Here is a 24,429-nt window from a genome sequence, read left to right on the forward strand (position 1 = left end):
TTTTAAACTTGGAGCAACAATGAAATATATTTCTCATGAAGATGGTAATCTTGCATTTAGTGAAACCGAAAAACCGGTTTTAAAGAGCCATGAAGTACTTGTTAAAGTTGCAGCAATAGGTGTAAACCGTGCAGACAGTATGCAGCGCCAAGGTAAATACCCGGCCCCTGCGGGAGATAGTCCTATTTTAGGTTTAGAATGTGCCGGTGTTGTTACCGATATTGGTGGTAAAGTTGATAGAGTTTGGCTTAACAAACGTGTTTTTGCTTTGTGTTCTGGTGGCGCTTACAGTGAATATGTAGCCGTTGATGCAAAGCAGCTTATGGAATTACCCGATGATGTAACAATGGCTGAAGGCGCAGCAATAAGCGAAGTGTACCTAACAGCATTTGGCGCGTTATTTGAGCTTGGTAAATTGCAAAAAGGGCAAACAGCGCTTATTCATGCAGGTGCTAGTGGTGTGGGCGGTGCAGCAATTCAAATGGCTAAAAGCGCAGGTGCTACCGTAGTTATTACTGCCGGTACGGATGACAAATGCCAACACGCAAAAGAACTCGGTGCCGATCATGCAATTAACTACAAAACTACCGACTTTGTAGAATATATGAAAGCAAATGAGTTAACAGCAAATGCAATTGTAGATCCTGTTTCGGGGAGTTACTTAAATAAAAATGCCGCTATTGCAGCGATGGATTGCCAAATTGTAATGCTTGCATTTTTAGATGGACGTTTTGCAGAAGTTGATTTTGCCGCGCTTTTACGCAAACGTATTTCGTTTCATGCCTCAACGCTTAGAAATCGTAGTATTGAGTTTAAACGCCAGGTGCGCGACGACTTTGTAGCGCGTTTTTACAATGATATTGCCACTAAAAAGTACGACTTTAACCTGTACAAAACATTGCCTTGGAGCGACGCAAACGAAGCTCATGCTATTTTAGAGCGTAATGAAAATGCTGGTAAAGTTGTTTTACTTGTAGAGTAACTCTTTAATTTTAGGGTTTAGCCCATATACTAAGCCCTATAAAAAACACTTAAGGTTTAATAATGAATCCAATACTAGCAATACTTAAAGAGCACAATGTAAGCGACGAAAAAGTAAAAGCATTGTTTGAAGCGTTTACTCAAAACCCAATGATGGCAATGGCGCTTGTTCAAGAGCTTGGTATTCCGCCAGAAAAACTACAGCAACTAATGGCAGTCGTAATGACTCAACCGCACCTTATTAAAGAAGCGACTGACGAACTTGGTTTAGATTTTGAAAAAGTAAAAGAAGCGAAAGAAAAACTAAATCAATAATTTTTTATGTGATAAAACATAAAACAATAAAAAAGCATAAGTATTTACTTATGCTTTTTTATTTGGCTTATTCTTTTATGACTACTCTTTTGGAAGTAGTACTGTGTCGATAACATGAATTACGCCGTTGCTTGCTTTTACATCAGCTTTTACAACTTTAGCGTCATTTATCATTACGCCCATGCTGTCGGCTTTAACCATAACTGATTGGCCTTGTAGTGTTTTCGCACTGTCTACATTCATTACATCGGCTGCCATCACTTTTCCAGACACTACGTGATAAGTTAATACCGCCGTTAGCTTGTCTTTGTTTTCAGGCTTGAGTAGCATTTCTACAGTGCCTTCAGGTAATTTAGAAAATGCAGCATCTGTTGGTGCAAAAATAGTAAACGGTCCTTTACCTTGCAGCGTTTCAACTAAACCTGCGGCTTTAACAGCAGCAACAAGAGTAGTGAACGAACCATTTTCAACGGCTACTTCAACAACGTCTTTTTTCATACCATGATGATCAGCATAAGCCATTGTAGTAAATCCAAGGCTTGCAGTTGTAAACAATAATGCAGTAGTAATTTTCTTAAACATTTTATTTTCCTTTAAGTTAATACCCGTTGGTTTCGTTAAATGTTACGACGCTCTAAATTTAATCGATCAATTAAAATTAGTAGTCAACATGTTTTGTTACATCATTGATTGAACTGCAGCTAATTAGCAAAGTCATATAAATAGTTACTCAATTAAAGACTTGTTCAATTGAAGGGAATAGGCATGAAATTAGTTTATAAGTTTTGGAAAAATAACCGCTCTCTTATCGTATTTATTGCACTGATGAGCGTATTTAGAAGCGCTGTTGCCGATTGGTACGAAGTGCCAACAGGCTCAATGAAACCGACCATTCAAGAAGGTGACAGAATACTTACCGATAAAATGGCCTACGATATTCGCGTCCCATTTACGCACATAAAATTACTTAAATTAGCGGATCCACAAGCTGGTGATATTATTGTTTTTGACTCACAAGCTGCCGATAACCGTTTAATTAAACGTGTAATTGGTGTGCCAGGAGACACCGTTGCGCTTGAAAATAATGAGCTCATTATTAATGGTAAAAAACTTAATTATGCAGATCAGCGAAGCAACATAGACTCGCTTGATAAAATTGAAGATTTAAACGGATTAGAGCATTCGATAAGAGTGGCAAATATTCCTTCACGTTTATCGGGGTTTGATGCAATTACAATTCCTGATGATTATTACTTAGCAATGGGCGATAACCGCGACAATAGCGCTGACTCGCGTGTAATAGGTTTAATTCCGCGTAACGAGTTATTAGGAAAAGCAGAGCGCGTTATAGTGTCACTTGATTACGATAATTATTACCTACCAAGAAAAGATCGCGTATTGAAAAAGCTGAATTAATTAGTAGTAATTAATTTTGTATAGCGCCCAATCAAATTTTATGAGCACACATTTGGCTATTTTATAAATAAAATAAACTGCCTATTTAGGCAGTTTACTTATATAGTTTTTTACAAGCTTGGTAAGGTGGCTACGCTCTTGTTCGGTATTTAATACCTTACAAAAATCGCCACTTACTGCCGCGCCACAAGCACCTGCTTCAAACCATTGTGATAAATTATCTAAATTCACACCACCAACAGGTATTAATTGTGCTTCTGAAAATGGACCTGTTAATGCTTTAAAGTAACCAACGCCCATACTGCCCGCAGGAAATACCTTAATAATATCTGCCTTATATTCAATTGCATTTGCTACATCGGTAGGTGTTAGCGCGCCCATTAATACTGGTAACCCGTGCTGGTGGGCAAGTTCGACAACCGATTTGTTGGTATTTGGCGTTACAATAAACTGCGCGCCTGCATCAATTGCTTGCTGAGCAAGGGTGGTGTTAATTATTGTGCCTGCACCAATAAGTGCGTTTTTATGAGCTGCACGAGCTTTTGCTATTTCTTGCTCAAAGCCCGGTGTATTTGACGTGATCTCGAGTGCGTTTATGCCCGCATTACTAGGGCCTGTTGACCTTTCAGGATTAAAATTTGTTCAATCTAGGGGTTATTTAATCGCGGCGCGAGGTTTGTAACCTAGTGGGCTAAGTAAAAACCGAGCAACAAAGAGTAAATTGCCCCTAGACAGAACCCTTCGGGCAGCGCATGTTTGGCATTTATGCTGCGTTATCGCCTATTTATGGGGAATAACCACACTACATAGGCTCTGCCTTGCCTAAATACCAAACAGTCTGCTGCAAATTTAACCTCGAAAGATAAACAGGCCCGAAACAATCAATTAATGGTGCTACATCACCTTGTTGCTTTAAGCGCAGTATGGCGACTAATTTGTGTTGTTTTATTTGGCTACTTACTTTTATTCTGTTGGCATCTAAAATTTGGGTCATAATTACAATTCACTTTATTTAATACAGAGGCATTCGTATTGAATATACGACTAAACATTGCTTTTGCCCATAAAAAAACCGCTGATGTATCAGCGGTTTTTATTGTATGAGTAATATTACATTACGCGCATACCAGGCTCTGAGCCGTCATCTGGGTTAAGAATATAAATTTCTTTTCCGCCAGGACCTGCTGCTAATACCATGCCCTCAGACATACCAAAGCGCATTTTACGAGGCTTAAGGTTAGCGACCATAACGGTTAGTTTGCCTTCAAGATCCTCTGGTGCGTAAGCTGATTTAATACCTGCAAACACTTGGCGAGTTTCTCCGCCTAAATCAAGTGTTAGCTTAAGTAGTTTATCAGCGCCTTCTACGTGCTCTGCTTTAGCTATTTTAGCTACGCGCAAGTCTACTTTTGCAAAGTCATCAAATTCTATCTCGTCGCTAATAGGCTCTTTTGCTAGTGGGCTGTTAGGGTCAATAGTTACTTTTGGCGCTAAGCTTTCTTTAGATTCTTCAACCATTTTATTTACTTTATCCATTTCAACACGTTGCATTAACGGTTTAAATTTATTGATAGGGTGGCTTACGAGTGCATTTTGAACGCCGTCCCATGCAAGGTCGTCATTTAAAAATGCTTGTACGTTGTCGGCCATTTCTGGTAGCACTGGTTTTAAGTAAGTAATTAAAACGCGGAACAAGTTAAGACCAAGAGAACACACTTCGTGTGCTTCTTGTTGCTTAGTTTCGTCTTTAATTAATACCCAAGGTGCTGCGCCATCAATAAATTGGTTTGCTTTGTCGGCAAGCGCCATTATTTCGCGAATTGCGCGGCTGTAATCACGGTTCTCATAGTGTGTTGTAATGCTAGGTGCAGCCGCTTGAAACTCTGCTAACAGCTCTGGTTGCATAATAGTGCTGCTTAGCTTGCCATCAAACTTTTTAGTAATAAAGCCAGCACAACGGCTCGCTATGTTTACTACTTTACCTACTAGGTCCGAATTTACGCGTTGTGCAAAGTCTTCTAGGTTTAAATCAAGATCAACAATACCGCTGCTTAATTTTGCTGCGTAGTAGTAACGTAAGTACTCTGGGTTTAAGTTATCTAAATAAGTACGCGCTTTAATAAACGTACCCTTTGATTTAGACATTTTTTCGCCATTTACAGTAACAAAACCATGAGCGAATACGTTAGTTGGCTTTCTAAAATTAGCGCCTTCTAGCATTGCTGGCCAAAATAAGCTGTGGAAGTAGATAATGTCTTTACCAATAAAGTGATAAAGCTCAGCGTCTGAACCTTCAGCCCAAAACTCATCAAAGTTGATGCCTTTTTTGTCACATAGGTTTTTAAAGCTCGCCATGTAACCAATAGGTGCATCTAACCAAACGTAAAAATATTTTCCCGGTGCATTTGGAATTTCAAAACCAAAGTAAGGCGCATCACGGCTAATATCCCACTGTTGCAGGCCATCGGTAAACCATTCGTCTAGCTTGTTAGCCATTTCTTGTTGAATAGTGCCCGAGTGTAACCACTCTTTTAGCATGCCTTCAAATGCTGGCAGGTCAAAAAAGTAATGTTCAGAATCTTTAAGTACAGGCTCTGCACCTGACATTACAGAACGCGGATTAATGAGTTCGGTAGGGCTGTATGTAGCACCACACGAATCACAACTGTCGCCGTTTTGGTTTTCAGATTTACACGTTGGGCAAGTACCAGTTACAAAACGATCGGGTAAGAAAATACCTTTTTCTGGATCGAATAATTGCGAAATAGTGTGCTTTTTAATATGACCGGCATCGTTTAGGCGGTTATAAATAAGTTCGCTTAATTCTTTGTTTTCTTGGCTATGCGTGCTGTGGTAGTTATCAAATTTGATATTAAAGTCAGCGAAGTCGCGTTGGCGCTCTATGCTCACTTGTTTTACCATTTCTTCAGGCGTGATCCCTTGCTTTTGCGCATTAAGCATAATTGGCGTGCCGTGGGCATCGTCTGCGCAAACATAATAAGCTTCGTGGCCCTGTAGTTTTTGAAAACGTGACCAAATATCAGTTTGAATATATTCCAATAAATGACCTAAGTGAGTAGGGCCATTTGCATAAGGTAATGCGCTGGTAATCAGGATCTTTCGCTGCGTCATAATCATTCCGAATTGAGGATAAAACGCCGTTTTTATTATACAAACGGCAATTATCATTAATTTATCTACAAGCTATCTGCTTAGAGTGCGCACAGCTTATGGATTTTTATTAATTGACTGGTGTTAATGCCCTGAATGTTACATAATTCCGTGGCACTTTTCATCAAAGAAACGCTATTTAATTGCTATGTTTGGACTGTCGAAACTATTCTCTTCTAAATCGGTGCAAAAACAACCGATTATTACTGCCTTAGCGGCATATCGTAGTGCGGCTTTTGCCGTCGGTATTGATGAAAGCTTCATTGATACTATTACTCAAAATGACGATAAATCACTACACATTAAATTAACCCTGCCATTTGCTGGGCAATCAGAAATGCCTTTAGTTGAGCAACACGTAAGTGAAAGCTTAAAAGTGCCTGTAACAATTAGCGCCAAGGTTATCATTAAAGAGGCAGCTAAGTTTAAGGCGATTAAACATATTGTGCTTATTGCCTCAGGCAAAGGCGGAGTAGGTAAGTCGACTACTGCCGTTAACTTGGCGGGCGCCCTTAAAAATGAAGGCGCAAAGGTGGGTATTTTAGATGCTGATATTTATGGCCCATCTATTCCAATGCTTTTAGGCTTGGTGGGCGCAGAGCCCGTCACTAAAGATAACAAACAGCTACAGCCTTTTGATGCAAACGGCATTAAAGCGCAGTCAATTGGCTTTTTAGTCCCAAGCGATGATGCCACAGTATGGCGCGGACCAATGGCGTCAGGCGCGCTTAGCCAATTGCTTAACGAGACTGATTGGGGCGAGCTTGATTATTTAATTGTAGATATGCCACCGGGCACTGGTGATATTCAACTTACAATGAGCCAAAAAGTACCCGCGAGCGGTACTGTTATTGTCACTACACCGCAAGACTTAGCCCTTGCCGATGCGCAAAAAGGCATTGCTATGTTTAATAAAGTAAACGTGCCAGTGCTGGGCTTAATTGAAAACATGAGTTATTACATTTGCAGCCACTGCGGTGAAGCTAACCACGTATTTGGTAAAGACGGTGCACAAAAACTGGCGCACAAGCACGGCGTGCCCGTACTTAGCCATATTCCGCTTGCAATAGATATACGTGAGTATTCTGAGCAAGGAAAACTTATTGCCAACGATAACGACGCGGCGATAAGCAAAACATACAGCGCAGCAGCGAGGCTTATAGCCAGCACGCTCTATTATCAACAGCATCACAATGCAATTGAAATTGTGATTACAGAAGATTAGTAAATAATGAGACTTTCAGACACACATATTAATGAATACCTAAGCGATGGTCGCATTGTTATTGAGCCTGCGCCAACAAGTGACATGATTTCAGGCGTAACTGCCGATTTGCGATTAGGTAATAAATTTAGAACTTTTAATGCGCATAATGCAGCATACGTGGATTTAAGTGGTCCAAAAGATCAGTTAAATAAAGCCATGGAATCAATCATGAGTGAAGAAATAGTGCTTGATGAAGGTGAAGCATTCTTTTTACACCCAGGTGAACTTGCACTTGCTATTACACACGAAAAAGTAACTCTGCCAGCAGATATAGTAGGGTGGTTAGATGGACGCTCATCGCTTGCGCGTTTGGGGTTAATGGTGCATGTAACCGCGCACCGAATAGACCCAGGCTGGAGCGGTAATATTGTTTTAGAGTTTTACAACTCAGGTAAATTACCACTGGCGCTTCGCCCACTGATGAAAATTGGGGCTATGAGCTTTGAAATGCTATCGGGCCCGTGTGAAAACCCATACAACATCCGTAAAGATGCAAAATATAAAGATCAAAACAGTGCAGTAGCAAGTCGTATTAGTGACGATAAGTAATCACCAAATATAGACATTACTCGTCTATTTTATGAAGCGCATAACCCAGTAGTTCAAAGTACTGGTTAAGCGCTTCATTTGCTTTCTTAAGCGGGTGCAACAAGTTTGCTAAGTATAAAGATTAAAGTTTTATACCTTTAATTCAATATTTACAATAATAGTCATTTATTTTAATAGCCATTTACTTTAATAGTGAAGTGAGAACACAACGGTAATTAATGGCTCTTCCCTTTGGTATTATCTATTCAAACAAATCTTTCTTTAAACGCCGTAGGGCTTAATCCGATTATCTTAATAAATACTTTGCGAAAACTGTTTACATCGTCATAGCCAATATTCAGAGCCACTCGCTCAAAACTGTGAGTGGTCGATTCTAATAGCTCACATGCCTTTTGCACTCTTATTTTTTGAATATACTGTATCGGCTTTAATGTTGTGGCATGGGTGAATTGTCGAAGAAATGTTCGCTCGCTCATACAGGCCAAAGCTGCTAGTACAGAAACATTCAGTGTTTTACTATAATTTGCTTGAATGAAATGCTGAACTAGTAATATTTGTTTATTCCCGTGATTAAGTTTTGGTGAAAAACTACCGTAATAGCGTTGTTCTCTTCTACCCGTATCAACGATAAGAAACTTTCCAAGTGTACGCATAACGTGTGGTTTTGTGAATTGAGCCACGATTTCTAGCCCTAGATCAATCCATGACATCAGCCCACCTGCGCTAATAATATCACCGTCATTAATTAGTAAACTTTCAATCTCAAGAGATACTTTAGGGAATGCCTCATGAAATTCATCAGCTAATTGCCAATGTGTTGTAGCAACACGATTATTTAATAAGCCTGTTTTGGCAAGTATAAATGCACCAGCGCAAGCAGAGCATAATATAGTCCCTTTTTGATGAGCCTCGTTGAGGTATTGCAACAACTTGGGTTGAGGCGTGAAGAAATAATCACCATCTAAGTTTGGTGGGAGAATAATAATATCATTTTGGCTCATCCCATCTAAATCTATATCGGGCTGAATGACCTTTACAGAGAACTGAACTTCAAGCTGGCTTTCTATAACTATCCTGTTTGCCAAAAAAAATAACTCTTTAAAGCCTTGTACTGCACTTTGTAGGGCGTTGGGGTAGTCGATAATTGTGATCTGAACATGCTTTGTCATTTTTAAACTGATTTATGGCTATTTCGCCATCGGTGTAATGAGTTGATGTTTTGCATAATAGTCTCAACAGATAACCTAAACAACATAAGAGAGATTATTATGTCTAACATAGCATTACTACTTATGGATTTACAAAACGATTATTACTCTACATTCGAAGGAGCTAAATGGCCTCTGTCTGGAACTGAAAAAGCCTCAGAAAATGCAGCAATACTACTAGCTCAATTTCGTGATAATGGTATGCCTGTAGTTCATGTTCGTCATGAGTTTCCTTCTGACGAGGCTCCGTTCTTTGTGCCTAACTCTGATGGTGCGAAAATCCATCCTACGGTTACTCCAATTGAAGGTGGGCCGGTCGTTTTAAAGCATCAAATAAATAGTTTTCGCGATACTGATTTACAAAGAGTACTAGAAGAGCTCAACGTTGAAAGGTTGATTATTGTTGGTGCTATGAGCCATATGTGTATTGATGCTGTTACTCGTGCTGCAGTAGATTTTGGCTATGAATGTCATGTAGCACATGATGCTTGTGCTACATTAGATCTTGAATTTAATGGTGTGATAGTATCTGCACATAATGTACATCATGCATTTATGGCTGCATTGAGCTTTGGTTATTGTAATGTCCAGAGCACAGACAAATTACTAGATTTAGTTCGCTAACTATTAGTACAGGTAATGGTTTAGCTAAGCATCACTTTAAGAGCTGATTTAATCCATTTTATGAAGCGCATAACCCAGTAGTTCAAAGTACTGGTTAAGCGCTTCATTTGCTTTATTAATATGCTCAACATTTGGGTATATTAAATTACTACTTTGTAAGCCCCCCACTAAAAAGTTATTTTTTATATTTGAATGTTGCTCAATACAGGCTTCAAAACAACGTGCGGCAAGCTCCTCTGGCATACTCATATAATTCATGTTGTGTGCTTTGTCGTGCTCTATACACGTTTGTACAAAGCTATTTGCATCAACGCCGTGCTCATCTAAAAAGACATTTTTATAAAAACGGTTCAAAGCATTATTAAGTGGGTGCGATAAATTAGCCGTGTTTGAAAGCCATAATTTTGAGGCAAAACCAAATCGTGGTTTTGCTGCAAATAAATGCTCGCTTATATGATGATCAAACGCATGAAACCATTCGTGAGCAAGTGCGCCACCGCCTGCATTTTTTGCAAGGGCAAGCGTTTGAGAAGCTGCATTATAATGCGCTTGTACACCTTTTTGACCGCCATGCCCAAATGCAAAATTAAGTTTGCCACGAAGACCAATAGCTTTGGGTGGTAAATGCAGTATTTGTGCAAGGTCGGCCAGTGCATCGTAAATTAAATTGGCGCTAATATAGCGCTCTTCTTTAGTTACCCATTTACCTACCACCATTGACCTAAAACCAAAGGTGTCTCTTATGTCGCTAAAGTCGACTTGGTCGTCAAATCGATAGTCGGGGCCTTGGCGAGTAAATCCACGCTTTAATCTGTTTGGGTAGTTACGCATTGCAAGTTTCATATAGTAACGAATTTAATCTAAGTAACGTGCTTTTACGTGCTCGGGCATGTGTTGGGTTTGTTTTTGTATTAATTCATCAAGCACATTGTAAAGTGGTGCGGGATTTAGCTGCTCTATTAAAAATAAACTATGCGCTACAGCTTCAAGTGTGGATAGGCTGTCAGCCCTAGGGGCTTTACGAATAGCATAACGATTTTTAGGTAACTGTTTAAAACTGACCGTTTTGAATTGATTTAGCAATGTGGTGAGCTGCAAAATTTTGTAGGCTTTTTTCCATGTACCATCAACCACGATTAAATGGGTGATGTTTTTTATATTAGATTGCTCAGCGCTATCGTCTAAATTAATAGCGTTTTCGTTAGGGTAGAGCAAAACAGTTGAGCTTACGGGCAGTGATTTAAGAATAGAAAAGTCGTCATTATTTTCGCCTTTGACTATTTGGCAATCAGTTAGACACAACTTGAGTAGTTTAGCGGTATTTTTTGCTATTTTTTCTTCGCTTGGGTGCTGTAGAATAATAATCTTAACTTTGTTGTTTATATTTGTAATTGCGCTGCAAATACAGGTGTTAAGTGCAAAGTTACAATGATTACAAAGTGTGCGTGCCATTTAATAAACTTTTTGTTGCCAGTATGATCCTCGCAATTATACATTTATGAGGTAATTAAGTTGGTTTTTTTTACGCATCAATATAAAGTAGTACTATTAAACTGTAATTTACATGGATTGTTTTAAGGGCTTAAAATATGACAGAAATAAATATTGATACATCAGCATTAGAGAGTATGGAATCGTTATTGGGTGAGCAGTTTGCTGATACACTTGATTTTTGCTGCTCGGAGTTTGAGCGATTAGGCTCTGAAGTTTTAGCAACCATTGGAAAAGACAGAGAAGCGGCGATTCGTCATTCTCATAGCTTAAAATCTAACGCTGCGCAGTTTGGTGCTTCAAGCCTTGCTGAAGTATCTCGCGTTATTGAACAAAATTTAAACCTAGATAACTTAGCTGAAGCCATCGACGCATCTAATAGCTTAATGGCTCAAGTAACAGGCTCTCAAGCTAAGCTAAATGAATGGTTAGCATCTCGTTAATTATTGAAACTGAAACGTGAATTTATTTCAGTATTAAGCGTTTAAATAGGCTGGCATTTTACGCCTTTACTAGGTTAGTCTAAAGACTCACTAGTCGAGGTAAAAATGTCTGATATTAAAAAGAGTCACAAATTAGAAGGTGTATGTTATGACATTCGTGGGCCGGTTTTAGCGCAAGCTAAAAAAATGGAAGACGAAGGTCAAAAAGTATTAAAATTGAATATAGGTAATCCGGCTGCTTTTGGTTTTGATATGCCAGAAGATATGCACCGAGATATTATCCGCAACTTATATTCAGCCCAAGGTTACTGTGACTCTAAAGGCCTCTATTCAGCTCGCGTGGCTATTTATCAACACTACCAACAACGTGGATTACATAATTTAGATGTAGATAACATTTATATTGGTAATGGCGTAAGCGAACTTATTCAGATGATCACCCAAGCGCTATTAAATAATGGTGACGAAGTGCTTATTCCTGCTCCAGATTATCCACTTTGGACTGCTTCGGTCACGTTATCGGGTGGTAATCCGGTACATTATTTATGTGATGAAGAGCAAGATTGGTTTCCGGACATTGCCGATATAAAAAGTAAAATCACGTCTAAAACTAAAGCTCTGGTATTAATTAATCCTAATAATCCTACTGGTGCGGTTTACAGTGATGATTTGTTAATGCAATTAATTGATATAGCGCGTGAACATAAACTGCTGTTATTGAGCGATGAGATTTACGAAAAGATTTTATACGATGGTATAACGCATACTTCAATCGGCTCACTTTGCGACGATGTGCCTATTATTACTTTTAATGGTTTAGCAAAAACATACCGTGCAGCAGGGCTGAGAATGGGGTGGATGGTTCTAAGCGGTCGTACCTCGGTAATGGATGATTTACGCAAAGGCCTAGAAATACTTTCATCTATGCGTTTGTGCGCAAATGTACCTGCACAGTATGCGATTCAACAGGCTTTGGGCGGCGTGCAATCAATTGATAGTCTAATAAACCCGGGTGGTCGCTTGTATGAGCAGCGTGATATTGCATGGCGCGGATTAAATGATATTGAAGGCATTAGTTGTAAAAAACCTAAAGGCGCGCTCTATGCATTTGCCAAAGTAGATACAGCACTTTTTAACGTCAAAGATGATGAAAAGATGATGTACGATTTGCTAAAAGCCGAAAAAATATTACTTGTACATGGCAGGGCGTTTAATTGGCCAGATCCTGATCATTTTAGGTTGGTCTTTTTACCAAGCAAAGATGATTTATCGGATGCGATGTTAAAAATGAAGCGGTTTTTTAAAGACTATCGCCAAGTATAGTTATTAAAAAATAATAAAAAAACGAGCCAAATTTGGCTCGTTTTTTACTTTAGTCATGAATATATTAACAGGGCGTGTAGATCTTTGTGGATTGAAATTTGTTCAATCTAGGGGCGATTAAATCGCGACGCGAGGTTTGTAACCTAGTGGGCTCGGTAACTGCTCCTGCGTTACCCTACTGGCTTACATCCATGTAAGAATAAGTAAAAACCGAGCAACAAAGAGTTAATTGCCGCTAGGCAGAACCCTTCGGGCAGCGCATGTTTGGCATTTATGCTGCGTTATCGCCTATTAATAGGGAACAACCACAGTTCATAGGCTCTGCCTTGTCTAAATACCAAACATTCTGCTGCAAATTCAACCACCAAAGTTCAGCACGTCCTAGTACGCTTTATCTACACGCACTGTGTTGTCGTTCAAGTACACTAATCTTACGTTATCGCCTTTGCTAAAACGCATTGATTGGTCCTGATCTTGAACAACCATAAACTGGTCGCCATTTTCAACTTGTATTAATAACTCTACAAAGTGATTTTGCTGATAATGACTTTGCTGCTGCCTATTATGTGCAACACTGCCGCCAATTACCGAACCTAATATTGTTGCTACTGTGCGGCCGCTACCACCACCAAACTGGTTGCCTACTACGCCACCGAGTAATGCACCGCCGAAGGTTTTCCAGCCGTTGTTTTTGTCTTGAATGATTTCTTGTTCGGTAATATTGCGTACCGATTTTACGTCACCAAATAAAACTTGCTGCACAGGGACTGCTTTATTGCGCTCGTATTTAGCAAACGTAGGCGCGCTTATTGTAAGTAAAGCGCACATAATTACAGTAATTGCTTTCATAACTTGCTCCTTTTATACCAACCTGCATAAATCTTTGATCAATTTAACGAATTAAATTGCGCTATAACGTCGGTAAAAATTTTTTATTTAGAACAACTAAATACAAAAATTTTTGCCTAGTACTAGCGTAATTTTCATAACGTTAAATAGACCCCATATATAAGCAGATTGGTATTAGCTACCAGCCAAAGGTTGATTTTTCTTTAGTTTTACGAATTTCAGTTTCGTCTGCCCACTCAACTAGGCCGCTTTCCATATCCATTAAGCGCATTGTAAATTTATAGTATACGTCTGATTTATCGGCATTTGATTTAACGATGCTTGATAAGTTTCCATATAACATATATTGCGCGCCAATTTGTTTACCAAATGCAACGGCTGTTGCAGGATTAACCAGGGCATCTTCGTTTTGAAACGTTAATTGCTCACGTACTGACTCAACACGGGTCATATCTACAAAACGGAACTTACCGCTGCGTAGCATTTGTGTTGAGATTGAATCGGTGATTGATTCTGTATCAATGTGCTCGCTGGTTTTATTTTTAATACGCTCAACAAATACTACAGGGCGTTTATTAGCGGTCATTGTGCCAACAACAGGTGAGCTAAGTAATGAGTCGGTCATTTGGCTCGCTACTTTTTGTAAGTCGGTAGAACCAAAATTAATATCTGTTGTTTCTACTGCTTGTGCATCGCCATAACTTACTACGGCTTTATTAGCACAGCCACTTAATACTAAAGCGCTCAAGCCAACTAAAGCGTAAGTTGATGCTGTTTTAAATTTGTTACTGATTATCATGGTTGTTTCCTTTAATCTTTAAATTCTTGTGATTCGGTAGACACTTCTCTTACTGCTAAAGAAAAGGTAACCGCATCAGAGCTAGGTGCTAAGCCCGGTAATTGTGTTTTTGCAAAACCAAATAAGGTGAGTGCTTGCCAAGGTGAATGATTGCCTTTAATAACAAAGCCGTCTTTATCAAACCAATTAAATTGATACTGCAAATACTGTGATTTTTTATACTGGCTCGAAAGTGTCACTACTACATCGGTTAACTGGTTGGTTTGACGTGTTTTAACATCAGTAATGGCCAGCTTTTTACCGAGCTCTGGGTTATCTACACGTAATTGCTCATTAAACTGATTTTTATTTTGTTCAACAGAAATACCCGATGTAACCGGTTTGCTGGAACATGCACTGAGCATTAAAACTGCTAATAATGGCGCTATGTATTTCATGATGGCTCCTAAAGTTGAACTACGTGATAATTAAAGTAGCTATTAATGGAGGTTAAGTAAATTAACGTTAACCCTTGCTTACTAACGGTAAAATTTATAGGTGCTTGTGTGCCTATATGCAGAGAATGCTCACCTGTATTTAGGCTTTGCCTTGCAACACTTATTTGATTTGGAAGCGTAAGCCAACTGCGTGTATCAGCTTGCTCAGACGCCAAATTATAAATATTGGCAAGTATATTACCTACGTCACCGGCACTGCGTGCAAGCTCTGCACGGACTTTTTCTTTAGCTACTAACCTAAGCACTTGGCGAGCTACTTTTGCAGGTATTTGATCTTCTAATGTTTTTGCTGCAAGTGCTTCAATGTGTACTAATGGGCTCAGCGCTAAGCTTTGTGCATCTATGTTTATATTATTAAGACGGCGCACATAGGCATTATCTTTATATACTGGCATTGCAAGGCTGTAAAAGCGTGCATCGCCGCGTGACGAATAAATTGGCAAGCGCAGTTTAAATTCATCTTGTTTTGGTACTAAGCCTTGTTCAAATAAAACAATTACTTCGCCTTGTGTTGCAGAAATAGTGGGTGCATCACTAAAACGTTTTTTAAATTCACTTAGGTCTTGGTCAAACCCTTGTTTTTTAGCAAAGCGCATTACGTCCTGCTGTAAATAAATATTGTTAGGTTGTATAGCCAGTGCTTTTTTATAATCAATATAAGCATCGTCATACTGTTTAGCGCTTTGGTAAAGCAAAGCAGATAAATAAAATGTGTAGGCATTTTGAAAGCCATTTTTTACATCTCTGGTTACATTGCCCATGCTAGGGTAGTGCTGCTGCGCTTCCTTAACTGTTGAGTCGCCATCTGTTTTATTTTCGCTTAGTGCATCAACTTGTACTTTATTAGCACGGCGAATTTCGACCAAAGCGCCTTCTACATCATTTTTATACACGTAGTTAAGTGCTTTATAACTATGAAGCATACTCATTTCGTAAGCCGGTGGTACATAAGTTATGGCTGAGTCGTTAGTAAATAACGCATTGCTTTGCTCAAGCCCCGCACTTACTTGTATTTTGGCGGCTTCGCGTTTTTTTTGCATTTGCGTATACACGTTCTCAAATTTACTTTGTGCCTCTTGTGGCGTATTGGCTAAGTCGTTTAAGCGAGCTTGCTCAAGTTGGTTGAGTAAGTAGCTGCTGTGCATGGTGCTATTATTGGCAATAAGGGATTGCGCTTCTTCGATATTGTTTTTCTCGATCGCATTTCTTATTGGTGTCATTTGCGTGGCATAGTCATTAAATAGGTCATTAAAGCCCATTGTGCTACACCCACTTAAAATACAACAAAAGCTTAAAATTATACTTAGGCGCACTGCGCACTCCTCTTAATTTACCTGCATACATTAACATATTATTTTTAGCTAAATGTGTGAAATATTGTAAAAAATCGTAGAGTAAAACTGCCTGCTAATAAAGAAATATAAAATGACATTGGTGAACAAAGTGTGAATTTTCTTGTTGGGTAACAATATTGAAATGCTTAAGGTACTTTATTGGTCTTATTGAATACAATGATCCCTAAAGCGTAATGATAAATGAATTTTTTAAATGAAGTAATTGCTATTCACTAAGTCGAATACGGAAAATACTAAAAGGATATCTTGTGTTGTAGACACCGTATTTTGCAAATGCGGCTAAGATTTGAGTATAAATGATCTAATTTATAAAAACTAAATACTCTCTTTGCACAGTTATACCAATCCTGTTTAAATGTGCTGCTCATTAAGCGGTTTTATAGGCGCTTATGACAATGTTTTTAGCTTAGTAGGTTAATTAATTGAAATAACGCTGTAATTTGTTTTTATTGCTAAGGAATTTTTTTGAAAGCTACGTTGTACACAATCATTGCTTTAATTGCGTTTGCTGCAAATTCTCTTTTTTGCAGAATGGCTTTAGCCGAAGGCTATATAGATGCTTGGAACTTTACAGTTATTCGCTTACTCAGTGGTGCTGCGTGTTTGGGTATTATAATGGCTATCTATACTCATAATTTAAAACGAAAAGGCACATTTAACCCCGCTATTTTAAGTGATAAAGGAAGCTGGCGAAGCAGTATAAGCCTTTTAGTTTATGCACTTTGTTTTTCGATTGCATACGTAGAGCTAGATACAGGCACCGGTGCACTGATTTTGTTTTCAGCCGTGCAACTCACTATGATTGGCTGGGGTATATATCAAAAAGAGCAGTTGAGTGTGCTTCAGTGGTGCGCGTTTATAGTGGCGCTAGGTGGGTTTGTATATTTAATGCTGCCATCTGCTGCTGTACCTTCATTATTAGGTGCATCACTCATGGCACTCAGTGGTGTGGCATGGGGTATTTACAGTATTCGCGGTAAAGTGTGCGTATCGCCACTGCGTACTACCGGGTTTAACTTTATAAGAAGCTTAGTGGCTATCCCTATTTTATTACTTGTTGGTATGAGTTATTTAAAAAATATGAGTATTGAAGGGGTTTTGCTTGCATGTGCCTCGGGTGCGATAGCGTCTGGAATTGGTTACAGTGTTTGGTATGTGGCTATGCCACTGCTTAAAAGTACCCAAGCTGCTGTTGTGCAGCTTTGTGTACCTGTACTTGCAGCCGTTGCCGGGGTCTTGTTTTTATCAGAGCAGGTAACAATGGAATTTATAGTAGCAAGCTCGTTAATATTAGGGGCTGTGCTGGTATTTATCTTAAATAAAAAGAAGGTGTGATACCACTTAAACAAGTTCTTTATGGCGGACTAACGTTCGTTACAAAGCGTGTATAAATATCGAGTAAGTTATCAAGTATTGCCTGCTTACCCTGTAGTTCACTGTTTTTTATGCATTCAAAAAGTACTTGTTCGCTAAGCTTATTCACTAATAATTGCGATTGCTTAATATGGCTTATATGCCAAAGCTCAGGTGCGACACCACTTAAATCATGCTGGTAAGGGCGATAAAAGCCAAATTTATCTAAGTTAGTATCAAGCCAATTACTTAAAGGCGCAAACGGCCCACCTTGCAGGTATTCATCAGGTGTTAGCTGTAGTTTATAATCATCACTTACCGCAGCTTTATCAAACACATCTAAATCGGTGCCTAAATGGTGCCTGCTTGCCCCAGGTAATGCAGAGTAGAGCATTATTGCTATGCATTTATCTACATCATTTAATTTAGTTAAATCTACAACCTTTTGCTGTTTATTATAAACAGGTCGAATACCTAAAAACTTATTATTCCAAATAATTGATTGACGATCAAAATCGCGAAAACTTGAGGCAATAGTAAGCTCAAATCCCGCTTTTTTTGCTGCACTTTGCAGCGCTAAAAAGTCGTTAATAATAGCGCTGTGCAAGCGATGATTTTGTATATCAGTTAAATGTGTATCACTTTGCCCTGTGATACACATTATTGGTGTTGGTTTAGTTACATCCATTATGCTAAAAGTTGCTCTAATATTTGCTCGTAAATGTCGGTAAGGGCTATTAAATCATCGGTACTTACGCATTCATCTATTTTATGAATAGTGGCGTTACGTGGGCCAAGTTCAATTACTTTAGCGCCTGTTTGTGCAATAAAGCGACCGTCAGATGTGCCGCCGGTAGTTTCTAGATTCGTGGTTAAACCGGTTACTGATTTAATCGCTTTAACTGTGGCATCAACAAGCGGGCCGTGCTCGGTAATAAAAGGTAAGCCATTTACTATCCAGCTTAATTCATAATTTAAGTTATGCTTTTGTAGAATGTCATTTACACGCTGTTGTAATTGCTCATGCGTTACTTGCGTGCTAAATCTAAAGTTAAACTGTACTTCTAGTTCACCCGGGATCACGTTACCAGCACCTGTGCCGCCATTAATATTCGAAATTTGAAAGCTAGTTGCTGGGAAGTACTCATTTCCGTTATCCCACACCGTTTGGCTAAGCTCAGTAAGTGCAGGCGTTGCTAGATGAATTGGGTTTTGTGCTAAATGTGGGTAGGCAACATGACCTTGTATACCCTTAACGGTTAAAAAAGCGGTAAGTGAACCTCTGCGACCATTTTTAACCACATCACCGATTACATCGCGTGATGAGGGCTCGCCTACTAGGCACATATCTATTTTTTCACCACGGGCTTCTAGTGTATCTATTACACGTGTTGTGCCGTTTATAAACGGTCCTTCTTCGTCAGAAGTGATTAAAAAAGAAATAGAGCCTTTATGATCTGGATGTTTAGTAACAAAACGTTCGGTTGCTACAAGCATTGCGGCTAATGAGCCTTTCATATCGGCAGCGCCACGCCCGTGCAGTAGGCCGTCTTTTATTAATCCTGAAAACGGCGGGTGTTGCCAATTTTTTTCAGGGCCTGTTGGTACAACGTCGGTGTGACCAGCAAAACAAAAGTGCGGCGATTGTGTGCCTTTTCGAGCCCAAGTATTAAGTGTGTCGGTAAAAAATAATGATTCTATATTAAAACCAACCGCAGCAAGGCGATCGTTCATCATTTGTTGGCAGCCAGCATCTTCGGGCGTTACCGATTCACGTTGGATTAGCGCTTGGGCGAGTTGAATTACGTCATTAGTCATTATTTAAAAATCTCGTCGTATTGGGCTGCTTTAAAACCTAAATGGTAACTGCCATTGTTTACCAGTACTGGACGTTTGATCATGGCAGGTTGTTCAACCAACAATGGGATAGCACTTTCTTTAGTTAGGCTTTGTTTTTGCTCATCAGTTAATGCGCGATAAGTTGTTCCACGTTTATTAACGAGTTGTTCCCAATCGAGCTTGTCTGCAAATTCACTCACCATTTGCTCATTTACGCCATCTTTGCGGTAGTCATGAAACGTAAATTCGATGTTGTTATTAGTTAAATGTTTTTTAGCTTTTTTTATCGTATCGCAGTTGCTAATACCGTATAGAGTGATCATAAATCTAGTTCTTCTTAATAATAGTTAATAGGGTGTCTTCACCCGCATTTACATGCGAATGCGAGTAATGAAATGTGCCAAGGTTATGGCCGTTTAGTAAAATTAAACTAGCAAGCATTGGAGTATCAAGTTCTCGTAAATCAAAATAAGCAAGGCGTTGACCTTTGCATATTTTGCTACCATTGAGTTGCGCAATATGGGTATGCGTAATTGATTGCGAATCAAAAATGGTTAAGTTAATCAAGACTTTTAGACCATTATTAGCTTGTAGAATAAACTCAGTACCTGCATTTTTTACTTGTAATAAAGTTCCATCAAACGGTGCTAAAATTTTATGACTTGTTAGTTGCACCATAATACCAGGGCCCAGAGTGCCAAAACGAAAAAAAGGTTCTGGATGCTCTTTCAGTTCAATTACTTTACCTGTAAATGGGCTGGTTATATTTATTGCATTAAGAGGCGTTTTATTTTGAGCTAAATAGTCAATTTTTTGAGCTTTCATAAGTTAGTTTCCCACCACGTTATAACCCTCTTTTTTTAAAGCGGAAATAGCATTTTCTGCAGTGTGTTTTTTTATGAGAATATAATCAGTATCGTAGGTTGAGATTGAAAAGATAGAAATTTTAGCGCGCGCTAATACCCCTGAAATATTAGCCATAATTCCGGTTAACGAAAAGCCAAGTGGACCTACAACCTCTAAAGCTTGCCAGTCGGGTTCGGTATCCAAGCTTTTTACTTCAAAATCGCTTGGGCATACAATTGAAAGTTCATCATGGGTTTTAGAAATAAAAAACAAAGATTGCTTTAAAAGTGCCGCAGGTATGTCGGCATCTACATCTAAACTGTGTATAGATAAAATGGTGCTGTGTAATTGTAATGTTTGTTTTGACATTAAAAGCCTGCGAACAGCAATATTGATAGCTTAATAGTATAGATTATTGGCTTTAAATTAAAGGTGTAACAACGACTAACTCAGCAGTAAATAAGTAGATAAAAGAAGGGGGTAAAAACTTACCCACAATTTCTGTGGATAAGTATGGGGGTTGCAGGGTATAAATAACCTAACTAGTTAATTATTAAATAAATAATAGCTAGGCTATAAAAAGCACACGTTACGTTTAATGAGTAATTAGCGCTTCTGTTTGAGCTGCCTGAATGGCAGTTAAGGCGATTGTATACACAATATCATCAACTAATGCACCACGGCTTAAATCGTTTACAGGTTTACGCATACCTTGCAGCATAGGGCCAATACTTATCAAGTCGGCACTACGTTGTACTGCTTTATACGTGGTATTACCCGTATTTAAATCTGGGAATATAAATACGGTCGCTTTACCGGCTACAGGGCTGTTAGGTGCTTTTTTAAGTGCTACGTTTTCCATTATAGCTGCATCGTATTGTAGTGGGCCGTCGATAATTAGATCAGGGCGTTTTTGTTTTGCTATTTTTGTGGCTTCACGTACTTTTTCAACATCGGCACCTGTACCAGAAGTGCCAGTGCTGTAGCTGATCATGGCAACACGCGGCTCTATGCCAAATGCAGCTGCAGAGTCGGCAGATTGAATCGCTATGTCTGCAAGTTGTTCAGCATTAGGGTCTGGGTTAATCGCACAGTCACCGTAAACTAACACTTGGTCAGGCAGTAGCATAAAAAATACAGATGATACTAGTGATGACCCTGGTGCTGTTTTAATCAATTGCAGTGGTGGGCGAATTGTATTTGCCGTAGTGTTTACTGCACCCGATACTAAACCGTCTACTTTACCTTGCTCAAGCATCATTGTACCCAGTACGACGTTATCTTGTAGTTGCTCTTGTGCTACTACGGCAGTTAGGCCTTTGCTTTTACGAATTTCGACCATAGGCGCAATATAATCATTAATAATGCTTTGAGGCTCGATAATACTTACATGTTCGTTTAGCTCAATACCTTGCTGCTGTGCAATACGCATTATTTCTTCGCGATCGCCTAGTAATATAGTTTTAGCAATTCCGCGTTGACCACAAATAGCAGCCGCTTTAATTGTACGAGGTTCATTACCTTCTGGTAGAACCACGGTTTTACCTGCTTTACGCGCTTTAGTGGTAAGTAAGTAACGAAATGCGGGTGGTGATAACTTACGAGTTTTACCTACACTTTTAGCTAGAGTATCTAGCCAGCTTGAATTGATATGCTCTGCGTTGTGATCTTTTACTTTTTCGATACGTTGGTCATCATCATTTGGTACTTCCATATTAAAGTTATGCAGTAGTAATGATGTACGCCACGTGTCTGCATCGGTTGCGAGTATTGGTAAGCCGGTTTGCATGGCTTGCTCACACAAGGCCATAATACGTGGCTCTGGCTCAAAACCACCGGTGAGTAATATAGCACCAAGTTTAGTGCCGTTCATAGCAGATAAGCACGCAGCAACAAGTATGTCAGAGCGATCGCCCGGTGTTACTAATAAAGCGCCTGGCGTAAAATAATTTAAAATATTTGAAACCGTACGAGCACAAAAAGTAATCCGGCGCAGACGACGATGAAGCATATCGCCTTCGTTAATAATCGTGGCTTTTAAGTATGCGCTTAAGTCTTTTACGCGCGGCGCTACTAAGTCAAAATCCCACGGGATTGCACCAAGTAACATAAACGGATTTTTTTTAAAAATAGGTAGGGATGCTAAACGATTTAACTCGTTTTCGAGCTCTTCAGGTTTATAGGCATCGACTAAATCGGCGCGTGCACGACCTTCTTCATCAAGTGGCGCATTTACTTTATTAAAAATACAGCCCAGTACGCGAGGGTGATCGATACCACCGTAGTTACCTGCTGCAATTTCAAGGCGGTCTTCTATTTGAGTAATGGTGTAATTACCTGGGGTAAGTACAAATACAATTTCGGCGCCGAGTGTTTGCGCAATTTCGCGGTTTACACGCCCAGCATAAGGTTGACGACGAGTAGGTACCATACCTTCAATAATAGCGACTTCGTCGTCGTTTATTTTACTTTCAAAGCGTTCAACAATTTCCTCTAGTAGGTCATCACCTTTACCGTCGCCAATCATTTGCTCAGCATAATCAAGTGCAAAAGGCATTGGTGGGTTGATAGGTGAGCCTTGAGTAACTATTTGTGTTGATTTTTCAGGGCCTGTTTCACCTGAACGTGGCTGAGCTATTGGTTTGAAAAAGTTAACTTTAACTGTTTTTTGTTCAAGTGCGCGCACTAAACCAACTGATACCGACGTTAAACCCACACCGGTAGAAACAGGAATTAACATAATACGACGTGCCATATTAAAGCTCCTTCACAATATTTGCAGCATCAAGGGCAATAACCCATTCTTCATTAGTTGGCATTACAACTGCTTTGACGTGTGAATTTTTACAGCTAATAACGCCTTCTTGACCAAAGCGCGCATTAAGGTTGGCTTGCGGATTACAATTAATGCCTAAAAAGGCAAGTTGTGTAATTACTTTTTCACGAATAATATCTGAGTTTTCACCAATACCACCAGTAAATATAACAGCATCAAGGCGCTGTAATGGCACCATATACGCCGCGATTTGTTTTGAAAGTCGGTAGCAAAACATTTCAATTGCGAGTATCGCTTTTTTATCACCGGCTATAGCGGCTTCTTCAATGGTACGGCAATCGTTAGAAAGCTCGCTAATACCTAACAAGCCACTTTTTTGATTTAGTAGGTTATCTATTTGCTGGGCTGTGTAATCAAGTTGAGTGGTTAAAAAGTTAAATAAACCAGGGTCAATATCGCCGCTACGTGTGCCCATTATCAGCCCCTCTAGAGGCGTTAGTCCCATGCTGGTATCAACACTCTTACCATTTTTAATAGCGCATACAGAACAGCCGTTGCCTAAGTGGGCACTAATAAAATTGCTTTGCTCGATAGGTTGCTCAAGTAACTTTGCTGTTTGCCCTGCAACATAAAAATGACTTGTGCCGTGAAAACCATAACGCCTAACACCAAACTCGGTGTACAACTTATATGGAAGAGCGTAAAGAAAGGCAACTTCATTCATAGTTTGGTGAAATGCAGTATCAAACACCGCAACTTGTGGCAAACCTTCAAACGATGCCTGCGCCGACGATATACCTAGTAAATTAGCGTGCCCATGAAGCGGCGCAAGCGTTGCCGACTGTGTAATGCCTGCAATTACTTTTTCGTCAATCAATACCGATCGCGTAAAGTGCTCGCCGCCATGTACTACACGATGGCCCACTGCGATAAGTTGCTCGTCTAATTTGTGATCTTTTATTAAGCTTACAAGCGTATTTATAGCCTCAGCATGTGCTTGATTAGTCGCTAAGTCGATAACTGTTTTAGCACCATTAAATTTGTATTTAATAGAGGGCGCTTTAGCGCCTAAGCGTTCTGCAAGGCCTGAAATAATTTCGTGACCATCGTTTGCATCAATAATGGCAAACTTTAAGCTAGAGCTACCACAATTTAAAACTAAAACGTGTTGTGATTCAGGAGAGGTTGTTGGCATAGATTCAATTTCCATAAACAAATTTAGTAAGTAAACGTTAGTACGTAATCGTTACACTTACGGTATTAAATAAAGCTAAGACAGTTGAGTGTTCAACTGCAAAGTGGTTAACGCAATGTTAAATACTTTACC

27 protein-coding genes are annotated in these 24,429 nt (G+C 39.4%); 9 read left to right on the plus strand and 18 right to left on the minus strand.

Annotation, left to right across the window (positions count from 1 at the left end):
• Positions 1-19 precede the first annotated feature (19 nt).
• Both I6F43_RS08800 and I6F43_RS08805 read left to right on the plus strand, forming a co-directional pair.
• The gene (locus I6F43_RS08800) at positions 20-982 is read left to right on the plus strand and encodes a zinc-binding dehydrogenase (RefSeq protein WP_197101922.1); all 963 of its coding nucleotides are present in this window, start codon (positions 20-22) and stop codon (positions 980-982) included.
• 62 nt (positions 983-1,044) lie between these two features.
• Positions 1,045-1,296: a DUF2999 family protein gene (locus I6F43_RS08805; RefSeq protein WP_007582532.1), complete on the plus strand. Its 252-nt coding sequence runs from the start codon at positions 1,045-1,047 to the stop codon at positions 1,294-1,296.
• Positions 1,297-1,377: 81 nt separating this feature from the next.
• Here I6F43_RS08805 and I6F43_RS08810 read toward each other — a convergent pair whose 3' ends face one another.
• Positions 1,378-1,878, minus strand: a complete 501-nt coding sequence (locus I6F43_RS08810) for a fasciclin domain-containing protein (RefSeq protein WP_149592549.1) — start codon at positions 1,876-1,878, stop codon at positions 1,378-1,380.
• Between the two features lie 183 nt (positions 1,879-2,061).
• Here I6F43_RS08810 and lepB point away from each other — a divergent pair, with 183 nt between their 5' ends.
• Positions 2,062-2,712 (plus strand): signal peptidase I, encoded by a 651-nt coding sequence (gene lepB / locus I6F43_RS08815; protein ID WP_007582535.1) that lies wholly within the window; start codon positions 2,062-2,064, stop codon positions 2,710-2,712.
• Between the two features lie 81 nt (positions 2,713-2,793).
• Here the strand turns inward: lepB and I6F43_RS08820 are convergent, their stop codons facing one another.
• The 3 genes from I6F43_RS08820 to metG all read right to left on the minus strand — a co-directional run bounded on the left by I6F43_RS08820 (position 2,794) and on the right by metG (position 5,844).
• Entirely contained in the window at positions 2,794-3,309 is a 516-nt protein-coding gene (locus tag I6F43_RS08820; protein ID WP_165735431.1) for a bifunctional 4-hydroxy-2-oxoglutarate aldolase/2-dehydro-3-deoxy-phosphogluconate aldolase, read from the minus strand.
• Between the two features lie 205 nt (positions 3,310-3,514).
• Positions 3,515-3,706 (minus strand): hypothetical protein, encoded by a 192-nt coding sequence (locus tag I6F43_RS20110; RefSeq protein WP_231614054.1) that lies wholly within the window; start codon positions 3,704-3,706, stop codon positions 3,515-3,517.
• A 116-nt stretch (positions 3,707-3,822) separates the two neighbouring features.
• Entirely contained in the window at positions 3,823-5,844 is a 2,022-nt protein-coding gene (metG, locus tag I6F43_RS08830) for a methionine--tRNA ligase (RefSeq protein ID WP_007582537.1), read from the minus strand.
• Between the two features lie 187 nt (positions 5,845-6,031).
• Here metG and apbC point away from each other — a divergent pair, with 187 nt between their 5' ends.
• Positions 6,032-7,108, plus strand: coding sequence for an iron-sulfur cluster carrier protein ApbC (gene apbC / locus I6F43_RS08835; RefSeq protein WP_197101924.1), 1,077 nt, complete (start codon positions 6,032-6,034; stop codon positions 7,106-7,108).
• Between the two features lie 6 nt (positions 7,109-7,114).
• A complete protein-coding gene (gene dcd / locus I6F43_RS08840) occupies positions 7,115-7,699 on the plus strand; it encodes a dCTP deaminase (protein WP_007582539.1) in 585 nt (194 codons plus the stop codon).
• Positions 7,700-7,944: 245 nt separating this feature from the next.
• Here dcd and I6F43_RS08845 read toward each other — a convergent pair whose 3' ends face one another.
• Positions 7,945-8,868, minus strand: coding sequence for a GlxA family transcriptional regulator (locus I6F43_RS08845; protein ID WP_166421413.1), 924 nt, complete (start codon positions 8,866-8,868; stop codon positions 7,945-7,947).
• Between the two features lie 99 nt (positions 8,869-8,967).
• Between I6F43_RS08845 and I6F43_RS08850 the strand changes: the two genes are divergently transcribed.
• The gene (locus tag I6F43_RS08850) at positions 8,968-9,531 is read left to right on the plus strand and encodes a cysteine hydrolase family protein (RefSeq protein WP_197101926.1); all 564 of its coding nucleotides are present in this window, start codon (positions 8,968-8,970) and stop codon (positions 9,529-9,531) included.
• 48 nt (positions 9,532-9,579) lie between these two features.
• Here the strand turns inward: I6F43_RS08850 and I6F43_RS08855 are convergent, their stop codons facing one another.
• Both I6F43_RS08855 and I6F43_RS08860 read right to left on the minus strand, forming a co-directional pair.
• Positions 9,580-10,362, minus strand: coding sequence for a CLCA_X family protein (locus tag I6F43_RS08855; RefSeq protein ID WP_197102019.1), 783 nt, complete (start codon positions 10,360-10,362; stop codon positions 9,580-9,582).
• A gap of 24 nt (positions 10,363-10,386) precedes the next feature.
• On the minus strand, positions 10,387-10,983 hold the full coding sequence (locus tag I6F43_RS08860; protein WP_024599368.1) for a tRNA-uridine aminocarboxypropyltransferase: 597 nt from the start codon (positions 10,981-10,983) through the stop codon (positions 10,387-10,389).
• 137 nt (positions 10,984-11,120) lie between these two features.
• On the opposite strand from I6F43_RS08860, the gene I6F43_RS08865 reads away from it, so the two are divergent.
• Together I6F43_RS08865 and I6F43_RS08870 are read left to right on the plus strand one after the other, a co-directional pair.
• Positions 11,121-11,465 (plus strand): Hpt domain-containing protein, encoded by a 345-nt coding sequence (locus I6F43_RS08865; protein ID WP_007582543.1) that lies wholly within the window; start codon positions 11,121-11,123, stop codon positions 11,463-11,465.
• A 105-nt stretch (positions 11,466-11,570) separates the two neighbouring features.
• Positions 11,571-12,788 (plus strand): pyridoxal phosphate-dependent aminotransferase, encoded by a 1,218-nt coding sequence (locus I6F43_RS08870; RefSeq protein ID WP_010554238.1) that lies wholly within the window; start codon positions 11,571-11,573, stop codon positions 12,786-12,788.
• A 381-nt stretch (positions 12,789-13,169) separates the two neighbouring features.
• On the opposite strand, the gene I6F43_RS08875 is transcribed toward I6F43_RS08870, so the two are convergent.
• From I6F43_RS08875 to I6F43_RS08890, 4 genes are all read right to left on the minus strand, one after another.
• On the minus strand, positions 13,170-13,637 hold the full coding sequence (locus I6F43_RS08875; RefSeq protein ID WP_008134100.1) for a glycine zipper 2TM domain-containing protein: 468 nt from the start codon (positions 13,635-13,637) through the stop codon (positions 13,170-13,172).
• A gap of 178 nt (positions 13,638-13,815) precedes the next feature.
• Positions 13,816-14,436: a penicillin-binding protein activator LpoB gene (gene lpoB / locus I6F43_RS08880; RefSeq protein ID WP_007375407.1), complete on the minus strand. Its 621-nt coding sequence runs from the start codon at positions 14,434-14,436 to the stop codon at positions 13,816-13,818.
• 11 nt (positions 14,437-14,447) lie between these two features.
• Positions 14,448-14,873: a YcfL family protein gene (locus I6F43_RS08885; RefSeq protein ID WP_007582549.1), complete on the minus strand. Its 426-nt coding sequence runs from the start codon at positions 14,871-14,873 to the stop codon at positions 14,448-14,450.
• Positions 14,874-14,881: 8 nt separating this feature from the next.
• Positions 14,882-16,246 (minus strand): COG3014 family protein, encoded by a 1,365-nt coding sequence (locus tag I6F43_RS08890; protein WP_197101927.1) that lies wholly within the window; start codon positions 16,244-16,246, stop codon positions 14,882-14,884.
• 507 nt (positions 16,247-16,753) lie between these two features.
• Here I6F43_RS08890 and I6F43_RS08895 point away from each other — a divergent pair.
• Positions 16,754-17,623, plus strand: a complete 870-nt coding sequence (locus tag I6F43_RS08895; protein WP_007582553.1) for a DMT family transporter — start codon at positions 16,754-16,756, stop codon at positions 17,621-17,623.
• 19 nt (positions 17,624-17,642) lie between these two features.
• On the opposite strand, the gene I6F43_RS08900 is transcribed toward I6F43_RS08895, so the two are convergent.
• The 7 genes from I6F43_RS08900 to I6F43_RS08930 all read right to left on the minus strand — a co-directional run bounded on the left by I6F43_RS08900 (position 17,643) and on the right by I6F43_RS08930 (position 24,297).
• Entirely contained in the window at positions 17,643-18,329 is a 687-nt protein-coding gene (locus tag I6F43_RS08900; RefSeq protein WP_197101929.1) for a M15 family metallopeptidase, read from the minus strand.
• Positions 18,329-19,459, minus strand: coding sequence for a succinyl-diaminopimelate desuccinylase (gene dapE, locus I6F43_RS08905; protein ID WP_197101940.1), 1,131 nt, complete (start codon positions 19,457-19,459; stop codon positions 18,329-18,331). Before dapE ends, I6F43_RS08900 begins: the two co-directional genes overlap by 1 nt.
• On the minus strand, positions 19,459-19,803 hold the full coding sequence (locus I6F43_RS08910) for an ArsC family reductase (protein ID WP_197101942.1): 345 nt from the start codon (positions 19,801-19,803) through the stop codon (positions 19,459-19,461). The genes dapE and I6F43_RS08910 overlap by 1 nt, the downstream gene beginning before the upstream one ends.
• A gap of 4 nt (positions 19,804-19,807) precedes the next feature.
• A complete protein-coding gene (locus tag I6F43_RS08915; RefSeq protein WP_007582561.1) occupies positions 19,808-20,305 on the minus strand; it encodes a PTS glucose transporter subunit IIA in 498 nt (165 codons plus the stop codon).
• Between the two features lie 3 nt (positions 20,306-20,308).
• Positions 20,309-20,695, minus strand: a complete 387-nt coding sequence (locus I6F43_RS08920) for an ACT domain-containing protein (RefSeq protein WP_024592533.1) — start codon at positions 20,693-20,695, stop codon at positions 20,309-20,311.
• Between the two features lie 226 nt (positions 20,696-20,921).
• Complete coding sequence (pta, locus tag I6F43_RS08925) at positions 20,922-23,081, minus strand: phosphate acetyltransferase (protein WP_165721502.1); 2,160 nt, start codon at positions 23,079-23,081, stop codon at positions 20,922-20,924.
• 1 nt (position 23,082) lies between these two features.
• Positions 23,083-24,297 (minus strand): acetate kinase, encoded by a 1,215-nt coding sequence (locus I6F43_RS08930; RefSeq protein ID WP_197101944.1) that lies wholly within the window; start codon positions 24,295-24,297, stop codon positions 23,083-23,085.
• Positions 24,298-24,429 lie beyond the last annotated feature (132 nt).

The sequence above is a fragment of the Pseudoalteromonas sp. NZS71_1 genome (assembly GCF_015864305.1).
GTDB classification, from domain to species: Bacteria; Pseudomonadota; Gammaproteobacteria; order Enterobacterales; family Alteromonadaceae; genus Pseudoalteromonas; species Pseudoalteromonas arctica.